Genomic DNA, 18205 nt, shown 5'->3' on the forward strand with positions numbered 1-18205 from the left:
AGTGCCACATTCGCATACAAATCTAGGGCTGTCGGCAATAAACTGTTACAATGGCAACGTTTTTATCAAAAAGAAAAAAACGCACGCCATGACCACTATTCGCCAAACGCCCCAAACATCGAGTGCAACGCTGGAAGGCCTCCTCGCTTGGTTCGACGGCTATGTTGCCGCGCTGCCCGATTCCGATAAAAACCTGATTCAGACGGCCTTTGACTTAGCTAAAGAACATTATCCTGCCGATGCACTAACGACTTACGGTGAGCCATTGCTGGAACATTTCCTCGGCTCGATGCAAATCGTCAGCGAACTCGACCTTTTGCCCGATGCCGTGGCCGCTACGATTTTGTCCGACATCGGCAAATACGTTCCCACTTGGCGCGAATTGGTTACCGAACGCTGCAACAGCACCGTTTGCGAGCTGGTCAAAGGCGTGGACGAAGTACAGAAACTGACCCAATTCGCACGCGTGGACAGCCTTGCCACGCCGGAAGAACGCGGCCAACAGGCCGAAACCATGCGTAAAATGCTGTTGGCGATGGTTACCGACATCCGCGTCGTCCTGATCAAACTGGCGATGCGCACGCGCACCCTCCAATTCTTAAGCAACGTTCCCGACAATCCTGAAAAGCGCGCCGTTGCCAAAGAAACCCTCGACATTTTTGCCCCGCTCGCCAACCGCTTGGGCGTGTGGCAACTCAAATGGCAGCTTGAAGATTTGGGCTTCCGTCATCAAGAGCCGGAAAAATACCGCGAAATCGCCCTGCTTTTGGACGAAAAACGCACCGAGCGCCTCGAATACATCGAAAACTTTCTCAATATCCTGCGTACGGAACTGAAAAAATACAATATTCATTTTGAAGTTGCCGGAAGACCGAAGCATATCTACTCCATTTACAAAAAAATGGTGAAGAAAAAGCTCACTTTCGACGGCCTATTCGACATCCGCGCCGTACGGATTTTGGTGGACACCATTCCCGAGTGTTACACCACGCTGGGTATCGTCCACAGCCTCTGGCAGCCCATCCCCGGCGAGTTCGACGACTACATCGCCAACCCAAAAGGCAACGGCTATAAAAGTTTGCACACCGTCATCGTCGGCCCGGAAGACAAAGGCGTGGAAGTGCAAATCCGCACCTTCGATATGCACCAATTCAACGAATTCGGTGTCGCCGCCCACTGGCGTTACAAAGAGGGCGGCAAGGGCGATTCCGCCTACGAACAGAAAATCGCCTGGTTGCGCCAACTCTTGGACTGGCGCGAAAACATGGCGGAAAGCGGCAAGGAAGACCTCGCCGCCGCCTTCAAAACCGAGCTTTTCAACGATACGATTTACGTCCTGACCCCGCACGGCAAAGTCCTCTCCCTGCCCACGGGCGCAACCCCCATCGACTTCGCCTACGCCCTGCACAGCAGCATCGGCGACCGTTGCCGCGGCGCGAAAGTCGAAGGGCAAATCGTGCCGCTGTCCACCCCGCTCGAAAACGGACAGCGCGTCGAAATCATTACCGCCAAAGAAGGGCATCCTTCCGTCAACTGGCTCTACGAAGGCTGGGTCAAATCCAACCGCGCCATCAGCAAAATCCGTGCCTACATCCGCCAACAAAATGCGGATACCGTGCGCGAAGAAGGCCGCGCCCAGTTGGATAAGCAGTTGTCAAAAATCTTCCCCAAACCCAATCTGCAAGCATTAGCGGAAAAACTCGGCTTCAAAAAAACCGACGAACTTTATACGGCCATCGGTCAGGGCGACGTTTCCAACCGCGCCATCCACAAAGCCTGTGGCGCGCTGAATGAACCGCCTCCTGTGCCGATTGATGAAACCAATATCGTCAAACAGTCCAAAATCAAAAAAGGCGGCAAAAACGGCATTTTGATTGACGGTGAAGACGGCCTGATGACCACGCTTGCCAAATGCTGCAAACCGGCACCTCCGGACGACATCATCGGTTTCGTTACACGCGACCGCGGTATTTCCGTCCACCGCAACACCTGCCCTTCTTTCCGCCACCTTGCCGAACAGTCTCCTGAAAAAGTCTTGAATGCAAGCTGGGCAGCCTTGCAAGAAGGACAAGTGTTTGCCGTCGATGTTGAAATCCGCGCCCAAGACCGCTCCGGTTTGCTGCGCGACGTTTCGGATGCGCTGGCGCGTCATAAACTCAACGTTACCGCGGTGCAAACCCAATCGCGCGATTTGGAAGCCAGTATGCGCTTTACCCTTGAAGTCCGCCAAGTCAACGACCTGCCGCGTGTATTAGCCAGTTTGGGCGACATCAAAGGCGTTTTAAGCGTAACGCGCTTGTAGTTCTCATTACCCAAGCAAATCTAAAGGCCGTCTGAAAGCAACTTTTTCAGACGGCCTTTTAAGTTTTTAATACACTAATATCTCAACACCTCAACTTATCTTTCTTAAAAAGTCAGCCGCAGCCTTAACCGCTTCAATATATAACCCCCTCTTCTATTCTTACAACCAGTCGTTATTTCCTACCGGCATCATTCTCAGGCAAACTTATTATTCTCATGATAAACAAGATATTTCCAATTTAAGGGAGCCTCATGGATACACGAGATTTGTACCCTCACGAGATTTTGCAGGAAGCCATCGGCAAGAGCTGCGCCAAGTCTGAGTTCAGCATCAAAATGTTGGTGATTTTGAGTTTTTTAGGTGGCGGCTATGTCGGCTTCGGCTATCTTGCCTGCCTGCGCGTCATCAGCGGCATTCCTGCCGAATGGAACGGCCTGGCCGCCCTTTTGGGCGCGTCTGTGTTCCCGATTGCGCTGATTTGTATCTTAATCGGCGGCGGCGAGCTGGCAACAGGCAATATGATGATTATGGCTTTGGGCAGATTGACCGGCCGCGTCAGCACCTACAAACTGGTACGCAACTGGCTCATCGTCAGCTTGGGCAATCTGGCAGGCGCCGTTGCCATGGCCTATTTCCTCGGCCACTACGTCGGCCTGGCAGAGGGAGCGGCTACGGCTAAAACCATTGCCATCGCCGAAGCCAAAGTTAATATGGACTTTGGCCGTGCATTCGTTTCTGCTGTCGCATGTAACTGGATGGTGTGCATGGGTATTTGGTTCTATTTCGGCTCACGCCATACTTCAGGCCGTATTTTGGCAACTTGGTTTCCGGTCATGATCTTCGTGTTAATCGGCTTCCAACACTTTGTTGCCAATATGTTCATCATTCCGGCCGGTATTTGGGCGGGCGCAAATGTCAGCTGGGGTCAATTTTTCTACAATATGATTCCCGTCTTCTTAGGCAATGTCCTCGGCGGATCGTCTTTTGTTGCCGCTTTCTATCTCTTCGCTTATAAACATTTGTTAAAAGATGATTTTTCTATTTAGTTCAAGCTGACTCGCTACCCCGTATTCATCAGAAATACGGGGTAGTGCCGTTATCAGGCCGTCTGAAAACGCCTTTTCGTGTCGCATAATTACGCTTTCTCTCTGCGTAACGTTTCATTTATAGGAAAGATAGTTTCATTACCTTTCCTTTTCTCCAATTTAAGATAATTTTTGCAATCTTTTGTTTTCAAATGACTTCCCCTCAAAAGCACTACGATTTTTCATAAAGCCCGTGTTCCGTGCTTTGCAAAACAAAAAATTTACTGTATTCTGAATTTAATTATTTACAATTTAATGTGGATTGGTTACATATCCTATTGTATTTGAAAATAATTTATCCTGACTCTCTCGTGAAAAACAGGATTTTTAAGCTGTATTTTTATTAGAAAAAAGTTTGGGTACGAATTGCTTGCAATTTCAAAACCCGTATTTATAAGTTAGATGAGGAATAAGTACATGAATCCCATGTATATCACTTTTGCGATCTATCTGGTCGCTGTATTACTGATCGGCCTCGCCGCCTATTTTTCAACACGAAACTTCGACGACTACATCCTCGGCGGCCGCAGCTTGGGCCCGTTCGTGACCGCGATGTCTGCCGGTGCTTCCGATATGTCAGGTTGGCTTTTGATGGGCTTGCCAGGTGCTATCTACCTGAGCGGTTTGAATGAAGCTTGGATCGCCATTGGTCTGATTGTGGGTGCATACCTCAACTGGCTTTTGGTTGCAGGCCGTCTGCGCGTACATACCGAATATGCCAACAACGCGCTGACGCTTCCTGATTACTTCTTCCACCGCTTCGGTGCCGGCGGTCACTTGATGAAAGTGGTTTCTGCACTGATTATCTTGTTCTTCTTCACTATTTACTGTGCTTCAGGCATCGTAGCCGGTGCTACCCTGTTCCAAAGCCTGTTCCACGATCTATCTTACACTCAAGCCATGTGGCTGGGTGCCGGCGCGACCATCGCCTACACTTTCTTGGGCGGTTTCTTGGCCGTAAGCTGGACCGATACCCTGCAAGCTTCTTTGATGATTTTTGCATTGGTACTGACTCCTATAATGGTGTACTTGGGCTTGGGTGGTGCAGATCAAATGAACGCGGCCATCCAACAAGTTGCCGCCTCTACCGGTAAAGAATACGGCAGCCTGTTTGCCGGTACTACCTTCATCGGCATTATCTCTACCGCTGCTTGGGGCTTGGGCTATTTCGGCCAACCACACATTTTGGCCCGTTTCATGGCTGCTGAAAGCGCTAAATCTTTGGTTTCTGCACGCCGTATCGGTATGACTTGGATGATTCTGTGTATGGCCGGTGCCGTGGCTGTCGGCTACTTCGGTATCGCTTACTTCGGCGCCAACCCTGCCCACGTTGAAGAAATGAACGGCAACCACGAACGTATCTTCATCGCTTTGGCTACCCTGCTCTTCAACCCTTGGATTGCCGGTATCATCTTGAGCGCGATTCTTGCTGCTGTAATGTCTACCCTGTCTTGCCAATTGTTGGTTTGCTCCAGCGCGATTACCGAAGACTTCTATAAAGGCTTCCTGCGTAAAAACGCCCAACAAGCTGAATTGGTATGGATTGGCCGTGTAATGGTATTGGCGATTGCCGTGATTTCCATCCTGATTGCTTCTGATCCTGAAAGCAAAGTATTGGGCTTGGTAGCTTATGCATGGGCCGGCTTTGGCGCCGCATTCGGTCCGGTCGTTATCCTGTCTGTTCTGTGGAAACGTATTACTGCCTACGGTGCACTCTCCGGCATGATTGCTGGCGCGCTGACTGTGGTTGTTTGGGCTGAGTGGATCAAAAAACCTGCTTTGGCCGCACAAGAAACAGGCTTCTCTACCGTTTATGAAATCGTTCCCGGCTTCATCGCTTGTACCCTCGTAATTGTTTTGGTCTCCCTGATCGACAAAAAACCTTCACGCGAATTGCAAGAACGTTTCGAAAAAGCAGACGCAGAATACCGCGCCTCTAAATAAGACGTTTTCAGACGGCCTGCATGATTCCGTGCAGGCCGTCTTTATGAAATAAACTGTTTCAAAATAATCTGAGCCTTATCAGAAAAAACAGCAATTTATGTGGGTGCATCTTGTATCCGCATCATAATTTTATTACGATATTACTATCCTTCAGAATGCCTGTTTTAGCAGACTTAATTCAGGCCGTCTGAAACCATGAAAAAAACCTTTGGAGAACATAAATAATGTTTAACTTCGCTTTTCCAACACAAACTCCTCTGCGTCAAGCTGTAACCGATGCCTACCGCCGTGATGAAATCGAGGCCGTTCAGGATATGTTGCAACGTGCACAGATGACTGACGAAGAGCGCAATGCCGCCTCTGAGCTTGCCCGCCGTTTGGTTACTCAAGTCCGCTCCAGCCGCACCAAAGCAAGCGGCGTAGATGCCTTGATGCACGAGTTCTCTCTCTCCAGTGAAGAAGGTGTTGCACTGATGTGCCTGGCCGAAGCCCTGCTGCGTATTCCAGACAATGCAACCCGCGACCGCCTGATTGCCGACAAAATCTCCGAAGGCAACTGGAAAAGCCACTTGAACAACAGCCCTTCCCTCTTCGTTAACGCGGCTGCATGGGGTCTGTTGATTACCGGCAAACTGACCACCAACACTTCTGAAAAAAATATGGGTTCTGCACTGAGCCGCATAATCAGCAAAGGTGGTGCTCCGCTGATCCGTCAAGGTGTGAACTACGCAATGCGCCTATTGGGCAAACAATTCGTAACCGGCCAAACCATTGAAGAAGCGCTGCAAAACGGTAAAGAGCGCGAGAAAATGGGTTACCGCTTCTCTTTCGATATGTTGGGTGAAGCCGCATACACAGAAGAAGATGCCAACCGCTACTACAACGACTACGTTCAAGCCATTCACGCCATCGGCAAAGATGCCGCAGGCCAAGGTGTTTACGAAGGCAACGGTATTTCCGTTAAACTTTCCGCCATCCACCCACGCTATTCACGCGCCCAACACGAACGCGTTATGAGCGAACTGTTGCCACGCCTGAAAGAATTGTTCCTTTTGGGTAAAAAATACGATATCGGTATCAACATCGACGCCGAAGAAGCCAACCGTCTCGAATTGTCTTTGGACTTGATGGAAGCTTTGGTTTCCGACCCTGACTTGGCAGGCTACAAAGGTATCGGTTTCGTTGTTCAGGCCTACCAAAAACGTTGCCCGTTCGTTATCGACTATCTGATCGACCTGGCCCGCCGCAACAACCAAAAACTGATGATCCGTTTGGTTAAAGGCGCATACTGGGACAGCGAAGTAAAATGGGCCCAAGTAGACGGCATGGAAGGCTATCCGACTTACACCCGTAAAGTCCACACCGACATCTCCTATCTCGCCTGCGCACGCAAACTCTTGGATGCGCAAGATGCCGTGTTCCCACAATTTGCCACCCACAACGCCTACACTTTGGGCGCAATCTACCAAATGGGTAAAGGCAAAGACTTTGAACACCAATGTCTGCACGGCATGGGCGAAACCCTGTACGACCAAGTAGTCGGTCCGCAAAACTTAGGCCGCCGCGTACGCGTGTATGCCCCGGTCGGCACACACGAAACCCTGCTTGCCTACTTGGTACGCCGCCTGTTGGAAAACGGTGCGAACTCTTCTTTCGTGAACCAAATCGTTGACGAAAACATCAGCATCGACCGCCTGATTAAGAGCCCGTTCGACACCATCGCCGAAGAAGGCATCCACCTGCATCCGGCATTGCCTCTGCCGCGCGATTTGTATGGCAAAGACCGTCTGAACTCTCAAGGCGTGGATTTCAGCAACGAAACCGTATTGCAAAACCTGCAAGAAAAACTCAACCAAGCTTCTTCCGAAGACTTCCACGCTGCTTCCATCGTCAATGGCGAAGCGCGTAACGTAGGCGAAGCACAACCTGTCCGTAACCCTGCAGACCACAACGATGTTGTCGGTACTGTCAGCTTTGCCGATGCAGCCTTGGCTCAAGAAGCGATTGGTGCAGCCGTTGCCGCCCTGCCTGAATGGAGCGCCAAACCTGCTTCAGAACGCGCCGACTGTCTGCGCCGTTTTGCCGACCTGTTGGAACAACACACGCCTGCATTGATGATGCTGGCCGTCCGCGAAGCCGGTAAAACCTTGAACAACGCCGTTGCCGAAGTACGCGAAGCCGTTGACTTCTGCCGCTACTATGCCAACGAATCTGAAAACACCTTGCCTAAAGATGCCAAAGCTGTCGGCGCAATCGTTGCCATCAGCCCATGGAACTTCCCATTGGCCATCTTTACCGGCGAAGTGGTTTCTGCATTGGCTGCCGGTAACACCGTTATCGCCAAACCTGCCGAACAAACCAGCCTGATTGCTACTTACGCAGTTTCCCTGATGCATCAAGCCGGTATTCCAACTTCTGCGCTGCAACTCGTACTCGGCGCAGGCGATGTCGGTTCTGCCCTGACCGGCGATGCCCGCATCGGCGGCGTGATCTTCACCGGTTCTACCGAAGTAGCACGCCTGATTAACAAAGCGCTGTCCAAACGCGACGACAACCCTGTCCTGATTGCCGAGACCGGCGGTCAAAACGCGATGATTGTGGACTCAACCGCCCTGCCGGAACAAGTCTGCCTCGACGTGTTGAACTCTGCCTTCGACAGCGCAGGCCAACGTTGTTCCGCTCTGCGTATCTTGTGCGTTCAAGAAGATGTTGCCGACAAAATGGTCAACATCATCAAAGGCGCAATGAACGAATTGGTTGTCGGCAAACCGACCCAACTGACCACAGACATCGGCCCTGTCATCGATGCTGAAGCCCAACAAAACCTGTTGGCTCACATCAACCGAATGAAAGGCGTAGCGAAGGCTTACCACGAAATCAAAACTGCCGCCGACGTTGATAGCAACAACTCTACTTTTGTTCGTCCAATCCTGTTTGAATTGAACAACTTGAACGAGTTGCAACGCGAAGTGTTCGGTCCTGTTTTGCACGTTGTCCGCTACCGCGCCAGCGAGTTGGATCAACTCATCGACCAAATCAACGCCAAAGGCTATGCTTTGACCAGCGGTGTACACAGCCGTATCGAAGGTACTGTCGAACACATCCGCGACCGCATCGAAGCCGGTAATATCTACGTCAACCGCAACATCGTCGGTGCCGTTGTCGGCGTACAACCTTTCGGCGGTCACGGCTTGTCCGGTACCGGTCCTAAAGCGGGCGGCCCATTCTATCTGCAACGTTTGGTTCGCACTCCTGAATGGATTGCGCCAACACTCAGCCGTATTGGTCAAGCAGACGAAGACGCGCTCAAACGTTTGGAAACTTTGGTTCACAAACTGCCGTTTGATGCAGAAGAGAAGAAAACTGCAGCCGCAGTTTTGGGTCACGCACGAGTTCGCACTCTGCGCAAAGCCGAAACCGTATTGGTCGGCCCGACCGGCGAACGCAACTCATTGAGCTGGCGCTCTCCAAAACGTGTTTGGGTACATGGCGGCAATCTGCTGCAAGCCTTCTCTGCCCTGACCGAGCTGGCAGCCGCAGGCATTCAAACCGTTGTTGAGCCAAACAGCCCACTGGCTTCCTACTCAGCCGATTTGGACGGTTTGTTGCAAGTCAACAGCAAACCTGAAAACGCAGGCATCAGCCATGTTGCCGCCATCGAGCCTTTGAGCAGCGAGCGCAAACAAGAGTTGGCCGGCCGCGACGGTGCGCTTATCCGCATCCTGCCTTCCGAACAAGGTCTGGACATTCTGCAAGTATTTGAAGAAATCTCTTGCAGTATCAATACTACCGCTGCCGGCGGTAATGCCAGCCTGATGGCAGTTGCCGACTAATCGTAGCCAAATCAAAGGCCGTCTGAAATTCAGACGGCCTTTTTTATGTTTTTATTTACATTTTTGCCGGATATTCGCACAAATCGTTAATCAGGCATTTGCTGCATTGCGGTTTCAAAGCCTTACACGTATAGCGGCCATGCAAAATCAACCAGTGATGGGCATCCATCAAAAATTCTTTGGGAATAAAGCGCATCAACTTGTCTTCAACCTCGCGCACATCCTTGCCCGGAGCAATTTTAGTACGGTTGGAGACACGGAAAATATGGGTATCGACCGCCATAACAGGTTGCCCGAATGCAGTATTCAGCACCACATTGGCTGTTTTACGGCCAACACCGGGCAAAGATTCCAAAGCCTCGCGGTCAGCAGGTACTTCGCCGTTGTATTTCTCCAGCAAAATACGGCAAGTTTGCATGATGTGCTTGGATTTGGTTTTGTAGAGGCCTATGGTTTTGGTGTATTCCATTACGCCGTCCAGCCCCAAATCCAACATGGCTTGTGGCGTATTGGCAACGGGAAAGAGCTTGGCAGTCGCTTTGTTCACACCGACATCAGTTGCCTGAGCGGACAATAAAACGGCGATAAGCAGCTCAAACGGCGAGCTAAAATTTAACTCGGTAGTCGGATGAGGATTAGCAGCGCGGAAACGCTCGAAAATTTCTTGGCGGATTTGTTTGTTCATTGTTTAGATTATTTTCTTATTGGCGCAGCAATTATAGTGAAATCATGCTGATACGGCTACTTCAAGTAAATAAGGCCGTCTGAAATTGTTTTCAGATGGCCTTGTTTGATAAAAGCATTGCTATTTTAAATGCGGTTTACTTCTTACTCAAAGTCAGCCCTGTCCAGCCAAACACCAGCGTCAGAGCCAAACTCAAGTAGCAGAAGAAGGCATAAGGCAGGTATTCCCAAACAGGCACACCCAAGGCATGGCTGATGAATACGCCGCAGACGCTCCAAGGCACCAACGGGTTGATGACCGTACCCGCATCTTCCAGCGTACGGGCAAGGTTGCGCGAATGCAGGCCGAGTTTGTCATATACCGGCTTAAAGGTTTCGCCGGAAAGCAGGATACTTAAATATTGTTCGCCAATCAGGAAGTTGACGCCGACCGATGTCATGGCCACGCTGAAAGTAGCGCGTCCGGCATTGGTCAGGAACGCACGAATGGCTTCCAGCAAAGACGGAATCACACCAATGCTGAACAACAGTCCGCCCAAACTCATGCCGAGTATCACGATGGTTTGCGTAAAGAACATGCTTTCCAAGCCGCCGCGAGAAATCAAACGGGCAATGTCTTTAAATGCTTCTCCTTCGAGTTTGTATCCGCTGTAAAACCACGCGCCCAGCTGTTTCAAATCAGGCGTACTGTGGAAGTAAGTCACAATCAGTGCCACTATAACGGTAAACAACATGGCCACAATGGCATTCACGCGCATCAGGGCGAGGATAACCAGCAAGGCAAACGGAATCAGCGAATAGGCATGCACCAAACCGGTTGCCTCCAATTGTGCGCGGAAAGCTTCGACGCTGTTCATGTCATGCGCAGCAACATTGGGCAAGAGCCACAACATCAACGCCGCACTGATCAACCACGCAGGCACAGTGGTGTACATCATGTTTTTGATGTGTTCGAACAAATCAATGCCGACAATCGAAGCGGAAATACCGGTCGTATCGGAAAGCGGCGACATTTTATCGCCAAAGAACGCACCCGACACAATCGCGCCTGCCGTCATCGCCATATCGGCATGAAACGCAGCCGCCATACCTATAAATGCCACGCCGACAGTCGCACAAGTCGTCAAACTGCTGCCGATGGAAATACCGATGATCGAGCAGAGCGCAAACGCCGAGAAATAAAAATAAGTCGGCGAAATCAATCCGAAACCGTAATACATCAACGTCGGAATCGCACCGCTCATCATCAGCGCGCTGACCATCAGGCCGATAAAGAAAAACAGATAAATCGCGCCCATACCCTGCCCGACCGCGCCTATCATACCGTTTTGCATGTCTTGATATTTCAAGCCGCGCATCAAACCGTACAACAGCAAGACCACAATCGCCGTCACAATCGACATATGCGGCAGCCATTCAAGCGAAATAATCGTATAACCTATTGCCGCCACCAAAGCCAAGGCCACAGCGATGGCCTCAAAACGCGGCATATTCAGTAAGGATTTGAAAGCAAACATTGTTCTTTGCCTTTTTAATAAGTATTTAACAGATTTTAGCATAACAGGCCGTCTGAAACCCGATTTTCAGACGGCCTGCCTGTTATTTTATAAAAACAGCTTCAGTAAAACTGCGACACTTTCTTTAAAATATATCGAATTATTAAAATTAAATATTTTTAAATAGAAATAAATGAAATTTTATTGCTTTTTGAAACGTCCGTCATGCAAAAATGCCACCACTTGCTCGACCGTTTTACGGTTAAACAGCATACCGCTATGGCTGACAGGCAAAACGACATGATCACGCATATTCGGACAATGCGTTTCGCTGACCAAAACCGTACCATCATGTTCGCCATGCAAACCTAAAACACGGCCCAGTCCATACGGTTTATTGCCGGCGACACTGCCCAACTCAACACCCTCGGGCAATTCAGGCATACTGCCGTCCAATGCGCCTTTATACGAGCCGCCCAATACCGGCTTTTGCAAACCCATGTTGAACACACGCTGCGCGGCACGGCTGCCTTGGTGCGGCGTACCCATGGTAACGATACGGCCGCTGACTTTATCCGGATATGCTGCTGCAAAATTGCGTAAGACCAACCCGCCCAAACTATGGCCGACAAAGTGCAGCGTTTCATCAGCATGGTTCTCATCAATCCATCGCGACAAATCTTTGACATGTCGGTTTATCGAATGTAAAACACTGTAATAATCGAACAGCGCAACTTCAAAACCTTCTTGTTCCAGCAAATGCGCCAGCGGTTTCATTACCCATGAATGCATGTGCAAGCCATGCAGCAAAATGATTTTGGCCATTTTTTCCTCCTGTCATTTAAATCATTATGCCACAAAGTAAAAAGGCCGTCTGAAATCCCATAGGGTTTCAGACGGCCTTTTATCATGATGAATTATTCGTCAGCTTTGTAGCCTTTTATAGCAAAGAAGACAATGTATACGTAACAAATCGCTGATACAACGAAAGAAATCATCAGGCCGTAAGTATCCGCTACCCAACCTTGTACCACAGGCACAATCGCACCGCCGACAATCGCAGTACACAATACGCCGGAAGCGCTGCTGGTAAATCGGCCCAGACCTTTGGTTGCCAAAGAGAAAATCGTTGGGAACATGATGGAATTGAAGAAGCCGATAGCCAACAATGCCCACATCGCAATATCAGCACTGGCTTTACCTGCCAACATAGCAACGCCCAACAGGGCAACAGCAGCGGTAGCATTGAATGCCAAATAGCGGTTAGGCGCAATTTTCGCCATGATGGCAGAGCCTAAGAAGCGGCCAACCATCGCGCCGCCCCAGTAGAACGACAGATATTTTGCGGCAGACGAGTGGTCCATACCTTTCAGGTAACCCAACACGTTGACCAACAAAGAACCGATAGATACTTCTGCACCAACGTAACAGAAAATACCGGCCACACCAAAAACCAAATGACGGTATTGCCATACGCTGTGTTTGCCATCATGGTTGTGTTCGCTCTCTTCTTCAGCAATTTTGTTTGCGTCAGGCAGACGAATCATTTTGACGAACACAGCCAAAATAATCAGCAAACCGGCCAAACCTAAATATGGAATTTGAACAGAAGAAATTTGCTCGGCTTTGCTGACAGTTTGTGTCGCATCAGCCAAAATCAGGAAGGCGCCAATTTGCGGAGCAATGGTCGTACCCAAAGAGTTGAATGCCTGAACCAAAGTCAGTGTTGCAGATTCTTTACCTGGTTTAGACAACAGGGTTACATAAGGGTTACCCGCCACTTGCAACAGCGTTACACCTGAAGCCAAAATAAACAGCGCACCCAAGAAAGTAGGATAAGAATGGCTGCCGGCGGCAGGATAGAACAACAGACAGCCGATGGCAGTCAATACGAAACCGCCAATTACACCGTTTTTATAGCCGATTTTGCCGACAAAATAACCCATAGGAATCGACATAATTGCGTAAGCGGTAAAGAAGCAGAACTGAATCAGCATCGCCTGAACATAAGTCAGCTCGAAAATATCTTTCAGATGCGGAATCAAAATATCGTTCATGCAGGTAATGAAACCCATCATGAAGAAGAGTGTGGTCAAGACGACCAGCGCAGGAGTATGATTTTGTTGTGAATGCGCAGACATAATTTGCCTTTCGTTTTGTTAAGACTCGCCAAAAATGAGCTTAAAGCAGTTCATTAAACTTAACACTCATTAACAGCCAATAGTATCATACTGATATTTCATCACCTTGAAAACTATTTTCCGACATCTGACTACATCACCTTTAAGCCGTTTAATTTTAAAACAACTAATAATATTAGTTTTATATTTTGATGTTTTGAAAAATATAGGCATAATCTCCTTTTAAATCCTGCTGTTTCTTTTTTACAATATCACTTGATGCAACTCAAAACATGCCCCTTCTTTACGCTTACCTTGCCTTGATTGCTTCTGCTTTCACTTCAGCCACACTACTTCCAGGCACATCCGAGGCGGCATACGCCGCATTTGTGTACCAATATCCGCAACATGCCCTCGGCGGATGTTTGTGTGCCGGTTTGGCGAATGGCTTGGGCAGTATGGTTTCGTATTACATGGGCAGAATGTTTCCGGCCAAGAAAAGGCCGTCTGAAAAAGTATTGGCACGTATACAAAGATGGGGGATTTGGCCGCTATTGTTTGCATGGCTGCCGATTATCGGCGATGCCCTCCCCCTTGCCGCAGGCTGGCTCAGGCTCAATGCTTTGCATTGCGCCATCATTCTGATTACAGGCAAACTGCTGCGCTATGCCATGATTTATTGGGGGATGAACACAGTTGCCGTATAAGCTTCGACAACCAAAAATAAAGGCCGTCTGAATGATTCAGACGGCCTTTGCCTTTAATTCGACAATTACAAGACTTTCACAATGCTCTCGCACAAATAATCGATGTTGTCATCGGTAATGCCGGCAACGTTAATGCGGCCGGAACGGACGGCATAAATGGCAAACTCGTTTTTCAAACGGTCAACTTGTTCGGGAGTCAAGCCGCTGAAAGAGAACATACCGTTTTGTTCGATAATGAAATCAAAGTCTTGGCTAGCACCTTTGGCTTTGAGCAACTCGACAAATTTTTGGCGCATGGCTTTGATGCGGCCGCGCATTTCATCAAGTTCGGCAATCCATTGTGCTTTCAAATCATCATTTTTCAACACCAGCGCAATGGTGTTCGCACCATGTGAAGCCGGGTTGGAATACAAGGTACGGATGATGGTTTTGACTTGGCTGTGGGCGCGGGCTGCGGTTGCTTCGTCTTCGGCCACCAAAGTGAACGCGCCGACGCGCTCATTGTACATACCGAAGTTTTTGGAATAAGAGCTGGCAATCAGCAATTCTTTATTGTATTTCAAGAATACGCGCAAGCCGTAGGCATCTTCTTCCAAACCGTTGCCGAAGCCTTGGTAGGCAAAGTCAAACAGTGGCAACCAGCCTTTTTCGGCAGAAAGTTTTGCCAAAGTTTCCCATTGTTCGGGCGTAGGGTCGATGCCGGTAGGGTTGTGGCAGCAGCCGTGCAGCAGGACGATGTCGCCTTTTTGCGCTTGGCCCAAGTCTTCAATCATGCCGTCCCAATCCAAACCGTGTTTGGCGGCATCGTAATAACGATATGGTTTGTCTTGGATACCGACTGCTTTGGCGATGGCGTTGTGGTTTGGCCAAGTCGGATTGGAAATCCAGATGGTTTGCGCGTTCAACTGGCGTTTGACAAATTCGGCTGCAATACGCAATGCGCCTGTACCGCCAAGGCTTTGCGCTGTTTTGGCGCGACGGCTGGCAATGATTTCGTGGTCTTTGCCAAACAGCAGGATTTGGGTTTGCTCGTTGTAATCGGCAACGCCGTCGATGGTGAGGTAATTTTTAGTTGTCTCGCTTTCCAACAGGCGTTTTTCAGCCTCTTTGACGGCTTTGACAATAGGCGTTGCGCCGGATGCGTCTTTGTACACGCCGATGCCGAGATTGACTTTTTCGGGACGGGTTTCGGCTTTAAACGCTTCGCCCAAACCTAAAATCGGATCAGCAGGAGCTGCTTCGATATGCTTGAAGAACATGATTTTTCTCTTTACAAGTAGTAAAACGGTTGAAAAAATACAAATTTGTATAATTTTACGCCGTTTCAGACCGTCTGAAAACGGATTATTACAAGGTTTTAACGCAAGATTGCCAACAAATCCAAAGGCGTGGCAATACGGAAATCGGCAAGCCAGTTTTCAGTTTGGTCTTCGGCAGAAATATAGCCCCAATCGGCAAGCACGGTCGTCATGCCTGCATTCTTGCCTGCCTGCATATCGCGCTCTGCATCACCGACATAAAAACATCGCTGCGCCTCAACTCCAATCTGTTCGCACGCATAAAACATAGGCTTCACGCTGGGCTTGGGTTCATCGCAAGTATCGCCGCTGACAATCACGGCGGGAGGTACGGTAAACCCGAGCTTAGGCACGAGGACATCGGTAAAACGCATAGGCTTGTTGGTGATAATGCCCCATTGGATACCGCGTTGAATTAAGGCTTCTAGCATTTCGTTTACGCCGTCGAACAAGATGGTTTGGTCGGCATAGCAGCGGCTGTATTCGTCCAAAAACTCTTTGCGCCATTGCATATAGTCCGGATGCTCGGGCGTAATGCCTGCACCCAGTTTGAGCAAACCGCTTGCACCGTGGCTGGCCTGCGGACGGATTTCATCCATGCTTTTTTCCGGCAAACCGTGTCGGCGCAATACCGTGTTGAGTGCGCCACCCAAATCAAGTGCGGTATCGGCAAGCGTGCCGTCTAGGTCGAATAATACGGCTTGGGTCATAAGTGTTCCTTTGATGATTTTAGAAGGCCGTCTGAACAATCCAACAAGTTTCAGACGGCCTGAATATGGTTAATGGTGATGGTGTTCGTGCATTTCCTGAGAACACAAAACTTCATCTTTATGCGGATGCTGTTCGCTTTCAATCTGAATCGTACAATGCCCGATGTTGTGATGCGCCAATTCATGTTCGATGCGGTAGGCGATTTGTTCGGACTCTGCAACCGTCATGTTGCCATCGACAACAATATGGCAGGACAAAACGTGGATATTGCTGGTAATCGTCCAAACATGCAAGTCGTGAACGGATTTTACGCCTTCCGTATTACGGATAACGCTGAGCAACTCATCGGTATGGATGTTTTCCGGCGCGCCCTCCATCAAAATGTGCAAAGTCTGTTTAAACAGCTTCCAGCCGCTGCGCCCTACCAAAGCCGCCACCAATACGCTGGCAACCGTATCCGCCCATTGCCAGCCATACGCCATTATCAGCACTGCTGCAACAATCGCCCCTATCGAGCCGAACAAATCGCTGATTACATGCAGATACGCGCCGCGCATATTGACGTTTTCTTCAGTATCACCATTCTTCAACATATAAACGGCCACGCCGATATTGACCAGCAAACCGATGATACTGACCACCAGCATACCGCCCGTCAAAATTTCCGGCGGATAAAACAATCGTTTGACTGCTTCATAAAAAATCATCGCCGCAATCAACACCAGCGACAATCCGTTAAACATCGCTGTCAAAATTTCAAAACGCTTGTAACCGAATGTCTTTTGCAGCGTGGTCTGTTTCTCGCCCAGTTTGAATGCCCACAATGCCACACCCAGCGAAAACGCATCGCTGAACATATGCCCCGCATCGGAAAGCAGGGCCAAAGAGTTGGTCAGCCAACCGCCGACCGCCTCAACCAGCATAAATCCGGCAATGATGAAAAAGGAAATACGCAATACCTGCTTATTGGCGGTATGCGTATGCGCGTGCGAATGATCGTGATGATGTGCCATGATGATTTTACCGTTTCAGACGGCCTTTTTATCCTGTTTCAAACTTTTCTCAAAATCTTCCAACATATCCAGCTCGAAACGGCTGAATCCAGCACGTTCCCGTGCTTCGATATTGACGTAGCCGCGGAAGATAAACATATCGTAATGCGCAATCAGGCTGCGGAACAAGGCAACCGGTTCCAAACCGCGTTCACGGCAAAGATGCTGATACCAATGATTGCCGATGGCGACATGCCCCACTTCATCGCGATAAATAATATCCAACACATCGCAGGTTTCTACATCGCCACGCTGCGCCACTTTTGCACGAATACCCGGCGTAACATCCAAACCGCGCGCTTCCAATACCCGCGGCACCAAAGCCATGCGCAACAGGGGATCGTAAGCGGTTTTATACGCCATATCCCACAAATGCCCATGCGCTTCAAAATCGCCGTAATCGTAGCCCAAGCTGTTCAGACGGCCACGCATCAAGCCGAAGTGAAACACTTCTTCTTTCGCCACACTTACCCAATCGCGTACAAACTGAAACGGCATATTGCGAAAACGATACGCTGCATCCAAAGCCAGATTAATCGCATTAAATTCAATGTGCGCAATCGCATGCAACATGGCCGCATAGCCTTCGACCGTATTCATCTTGCGCGGCGTAACTTCCGAAGGCGCAACCAAACGCGGACGCAACGGATGTCCGGCAAAACGGCAATCCACGGGTTTCGACTCATCAACCGTCAAACCTTCCGCCTCGCCCAACTGCGCAAACAAGGCCTGCGTCAATCTTCCTTTTTCATCCGGATTGTCCGACAGCAAAGCCTGTTCCAATAAAGGATAAGGATTCAGATACATACAAAACCATTGTTTTAAAAAGATAAATATTATAACCGTTTTAAAAAGCAAACAGAAAGACTATAATTTCATGCTTTCCGTAAAATGACATTAAATACCACACCAAACCCTTGCTCGTTTCATTAAAAAAACGTCAAAACCAAATGCAGGCCGTCTGAAGAAATGA

The 18205-nt window shown here is 49.3% G+C and carries 13 protein-coding genes; 5 read left to right on the top strand and 8 right to left on the bottom strand.

Going from position 1 to position 18205, the window contains the following annotated elements:
• Positions 1 to 88: 88 nt before the first annotated feature.
• The 4 genes from ACTHTA_RS07705 to putA all read left to right on the top strand — a co-directional run bounded on the left by ACTHTA_RS07705 (position 89) and on the right by putA (position 9164).
• Positions 89 to 2302 carry a RelA/SpoT family protein gene (locus ACTHTA_RS07705; RefSeq protein ID WP_308887823.1) on the top strand — a complete coding sequence of 738 codons (2214 nt, stop codon included), beginning with the start codon at positions 89 to 91 and terminating at the stop codon, positions 2300 to 2302.
• A 251-nt stretch (positions 2303 to 2553) separates the two neighbouring features.
• Positions 2554 to 3348: a formate/nitrite transporter family protein gene (locus ACTHTA_RS07710; RefSeq protein ID WP_063076251.1), complete on the top strand. Its 795-nt coding sequence runs from the start codon at positions 2554 to 2556 to the stop codon at positions 3346 to 3348.
• 456 nt (positions 3349 to 3804) lie between these two features.
• A complete protein-coding gene (gene putP / locus ACTHTA_RS07715; RefSeq protein ID WP_003684856.1) occupies positions 3805 to 5331 on the top strand; it encodes a sodium/proline symporter PutP in 1527 nt (508 codons plus the stop codon).
• Positions 5332 to 5555: 224 nt separating this feature from the next.
• On the top strand, positions 5556 to 9164 hold the full coding sequence (gene putA / locus ACTHTA_RS07720; protein ID WP_308887822.1) for a bifunctional proline dehydrogenase/L-glutamate gamma-semialdehyde dehydrogenase PutA: 3609 nt from the start codon (positions 5556 to 5558) through the stop codon (positions 9162 to 9164).
• Between the two features lie 55 nt (positions 9165 to 9219).
• On the opposite strand, the gene nth is transcribed toward putA, so the two are convergent.
• The 4 genes from nth to ACTHTA_RS07740 form a co-directional block, all read right to left on the bottom strand.
• A complete protein-coding gene (gene nth / locus ACTHTA_RS07725; protein ID WP_003685196.1) occupies positions 9220 to 9849 on the bottom strand; it encodes an endonuclease III in 630 nt (209 codons plus the stop codon).
• Positions 9850 to 9985: 136 nt separating this feature from the next.
• Entirely contained in the window at positions 9986 to 11365 is a 1380-nt protein-coding gene (nhaC, locus tag ACTHTA_RS07730; RefSeq protein WP_308887821.1) for a Na+/H+ antiporter NhaC, read from the bottom strand.
• A 180-nt stretch (positions 11366 to 11545) separates the two neighbouring features.
• Positions 11546 to 12169, bottom strand: coding sequence for an alpha/beta fold hydrolase (locus ACTHTA_RS07735; protein WP_308887819.1), 624 nt, complete (start codon positions 12167 to 12169; stop codon positions 11546 to 11548).
• Between the two features lie 92 nt (positions 12170 to 12261).
• A complete protein-coding gene (locus tag ACTHTA_RS07740; RefSeq protein ID WP_308887818.1) occupies positions 12262 to 13485 on the bottom strand; it encodes a sugar MFS transporter in 1224 nt (407 codons plus the stop codon).
• 272 nt (positions 13486 to 13757) lie between these two features.
• On the opposite strand from ACTHTA_RS07740, the gene ACTHTA_RS07745 reads away from it, so the two are divergent.
• Positions 13758 to 14171: a YqaA family protein gene (locus tag ACTHTA_RS07745; RefSeq protein WP_308887817.1), complete on the top strand. Its 414-nt coding sequence runs from the start codon at positions 13758 to 13760 to the stop codon at positions 14169 to 14171.
• A gap of 65 nt (positions 14172 to 14236) precedes the next feature.
• Here ACTHTA_RS07745 and ACTHTA_RS07750 read toward each other — a convergent pair whose 3' ends face one another.
• The 4 genes from ACTHTA_RS07750 to ACTHTA_RS07765 all read right to left on the bottom strand — a co-directional run bounded on the left by ACTHTA_RS07750 (position 14237) and on the right by ACTHTA_RS07765 (position 18039).
• The gene (locus ACTHTA_RS07750) at positions 14237 to 15430 is read right to left on the bottom strand and encodes an amino acid aminotransferase (RefSeq protein ID WP_308905030.1); all 1194 of its coding nucleotides are present in this window, start codon (positions 15428 to 15430) and stop codon (positions 14237 to 14239) included.
• Positions 15431 to 15528: 98 nt separating this feature from the next.
• Positions 15529 to 16179, bottom strand: coding sequence for an HAD family hydrolase (locus ACTHTA_RS07755; RefSeq protein ID WP_440364409.1), 651 nt, complete (start codon positions 16177 to 16179; stop codon positions 15529 to 15531).
• A 69-nt stretch (positions 16180 to 16248) separates the two neighbouring features.
• Positions 16249 to 17193, bottom strand: coding sequence for a cation diffusion facilitator family transporter (locus ACTHTA_RS07760; protein WP_440364410.1), 945 nt, complete (start codon positions 17191 to 17193; stop codon positions 16249 to 16251).
• Positions 17194 to 17208: 15 nt separating this feature from the next.
• Entirely contained in the window at positions 17209 to 18039 is an 831-nt protein-coding gene (locus ACTHTA_RS07765; protein ID WP_313971260.1) for a ferritin-like domain-containing protein, read from the bottom strand.
• Positions 18040 to 18205 lie beyond the last annotated feature (166 nt).

The organism is Neisseria sp. P0013.S005, assembly GCF_051958425.1.
Lineage (GTDB): Bacteria > Pseudomonadota > Gammaproteobacteria > Burkholderiales > Neisseriaceae > Neisseria > Neisseria subflava.

Excerpts from the sequence above, each read along its gene's own strand:
- ACTHTA_RS07740 (WP_308887818.1), bottom strand. The coding sequence starts at position 13,485 with ATGTCTGCGCATTCACAACAAAATCATACTCCTGCGCTGGTCGTCTTG.
- nhaC (WP_308887821.1), bottom strand. The coding sequence starts at position 11,365 with ATGTTTGCTTTCAAATCCTTACTGAATATGCCGCGTTTTGAGGCCATC.
- ACTHTA_RS07760 (WP_440364410.1), bottom strand. The coding sequence starts at position 17,193 with ATGGCACATCATCACGATCATTCGCACGCGCATACGCATACCGCCAAT.
- ACTHTA_RS07710 (WP_063076251.1), top strand. The coding sequence starts at position 2,554 with ATGGATACACGAGATTTGTACCCTCACGAGATTTTGCAGGAAGCCATC.
- ACTHTA_RS07735 (WP_308887819.1), bottom strand. The coding sequence starts at position 12,169 with ATGGCCAAAATCATTTTGCTGCATGGCTTGCACATGCATTCATGGGTA.
- ACTHTA_RS07745 (WP_308887817.1), top strand. The coding sequence starts at position 13,758 with ATGCCCCTTCTTTACGCTTACCTTGCCTTGATTGCTTCTGCTTTCACT.
- putA (WP_308887822.1), top strand. The coding sequence starts at position 5,556 with ATGTTTAACTTCGCTTTTCCAACACAAACTCCTCTGCGTCAAGCTGTA.
- ACTHTA_RS07755 (WP_440364409.1), bottom strand. The coding sequence starts at position 16,179 with ATGACCCAAGCCGTATTATTCGACCTAGACGGCACGCTTGCCGATACC.
- ACTHTA_RS07750 (WP_308905030.1), bottom strand. The coding sequence starts at position 15,430 with ATGTTCTTCAAGCATATCGAAGCAGCTCCTGCTGATCCGATTTTAGGT.
- ACTHTA_RS07765 (WP_313971260.1), bottom strand. The coding sequence starts at position 18,039 with ATGTATCTGAATCCTTATCCTTTATTGGAACAGGCTTTGCTGTCGGAC.
- nth (WP_003685196.1), bottom strand. The coding sequence starts at position 9,849 with ATGAACAAACAAATCCGCCAAGAAATTTTCGAGCGTTTCCGCGCTGCT.
- putP (WP_003684856.1), top strand. The coding sequence starts at position 3,805 with ATGAATCCCATGTATATCACTTTTGCGATCTATCTGGTCGCTGTATTA.
- ACTHTA_RS07705 (WP_308887823.1), top strand. The coding sequence starts at position 89 with ATGACCACTATTCGCCAAACGCCCCAAACATCGAGTGCAACGCTGGAA.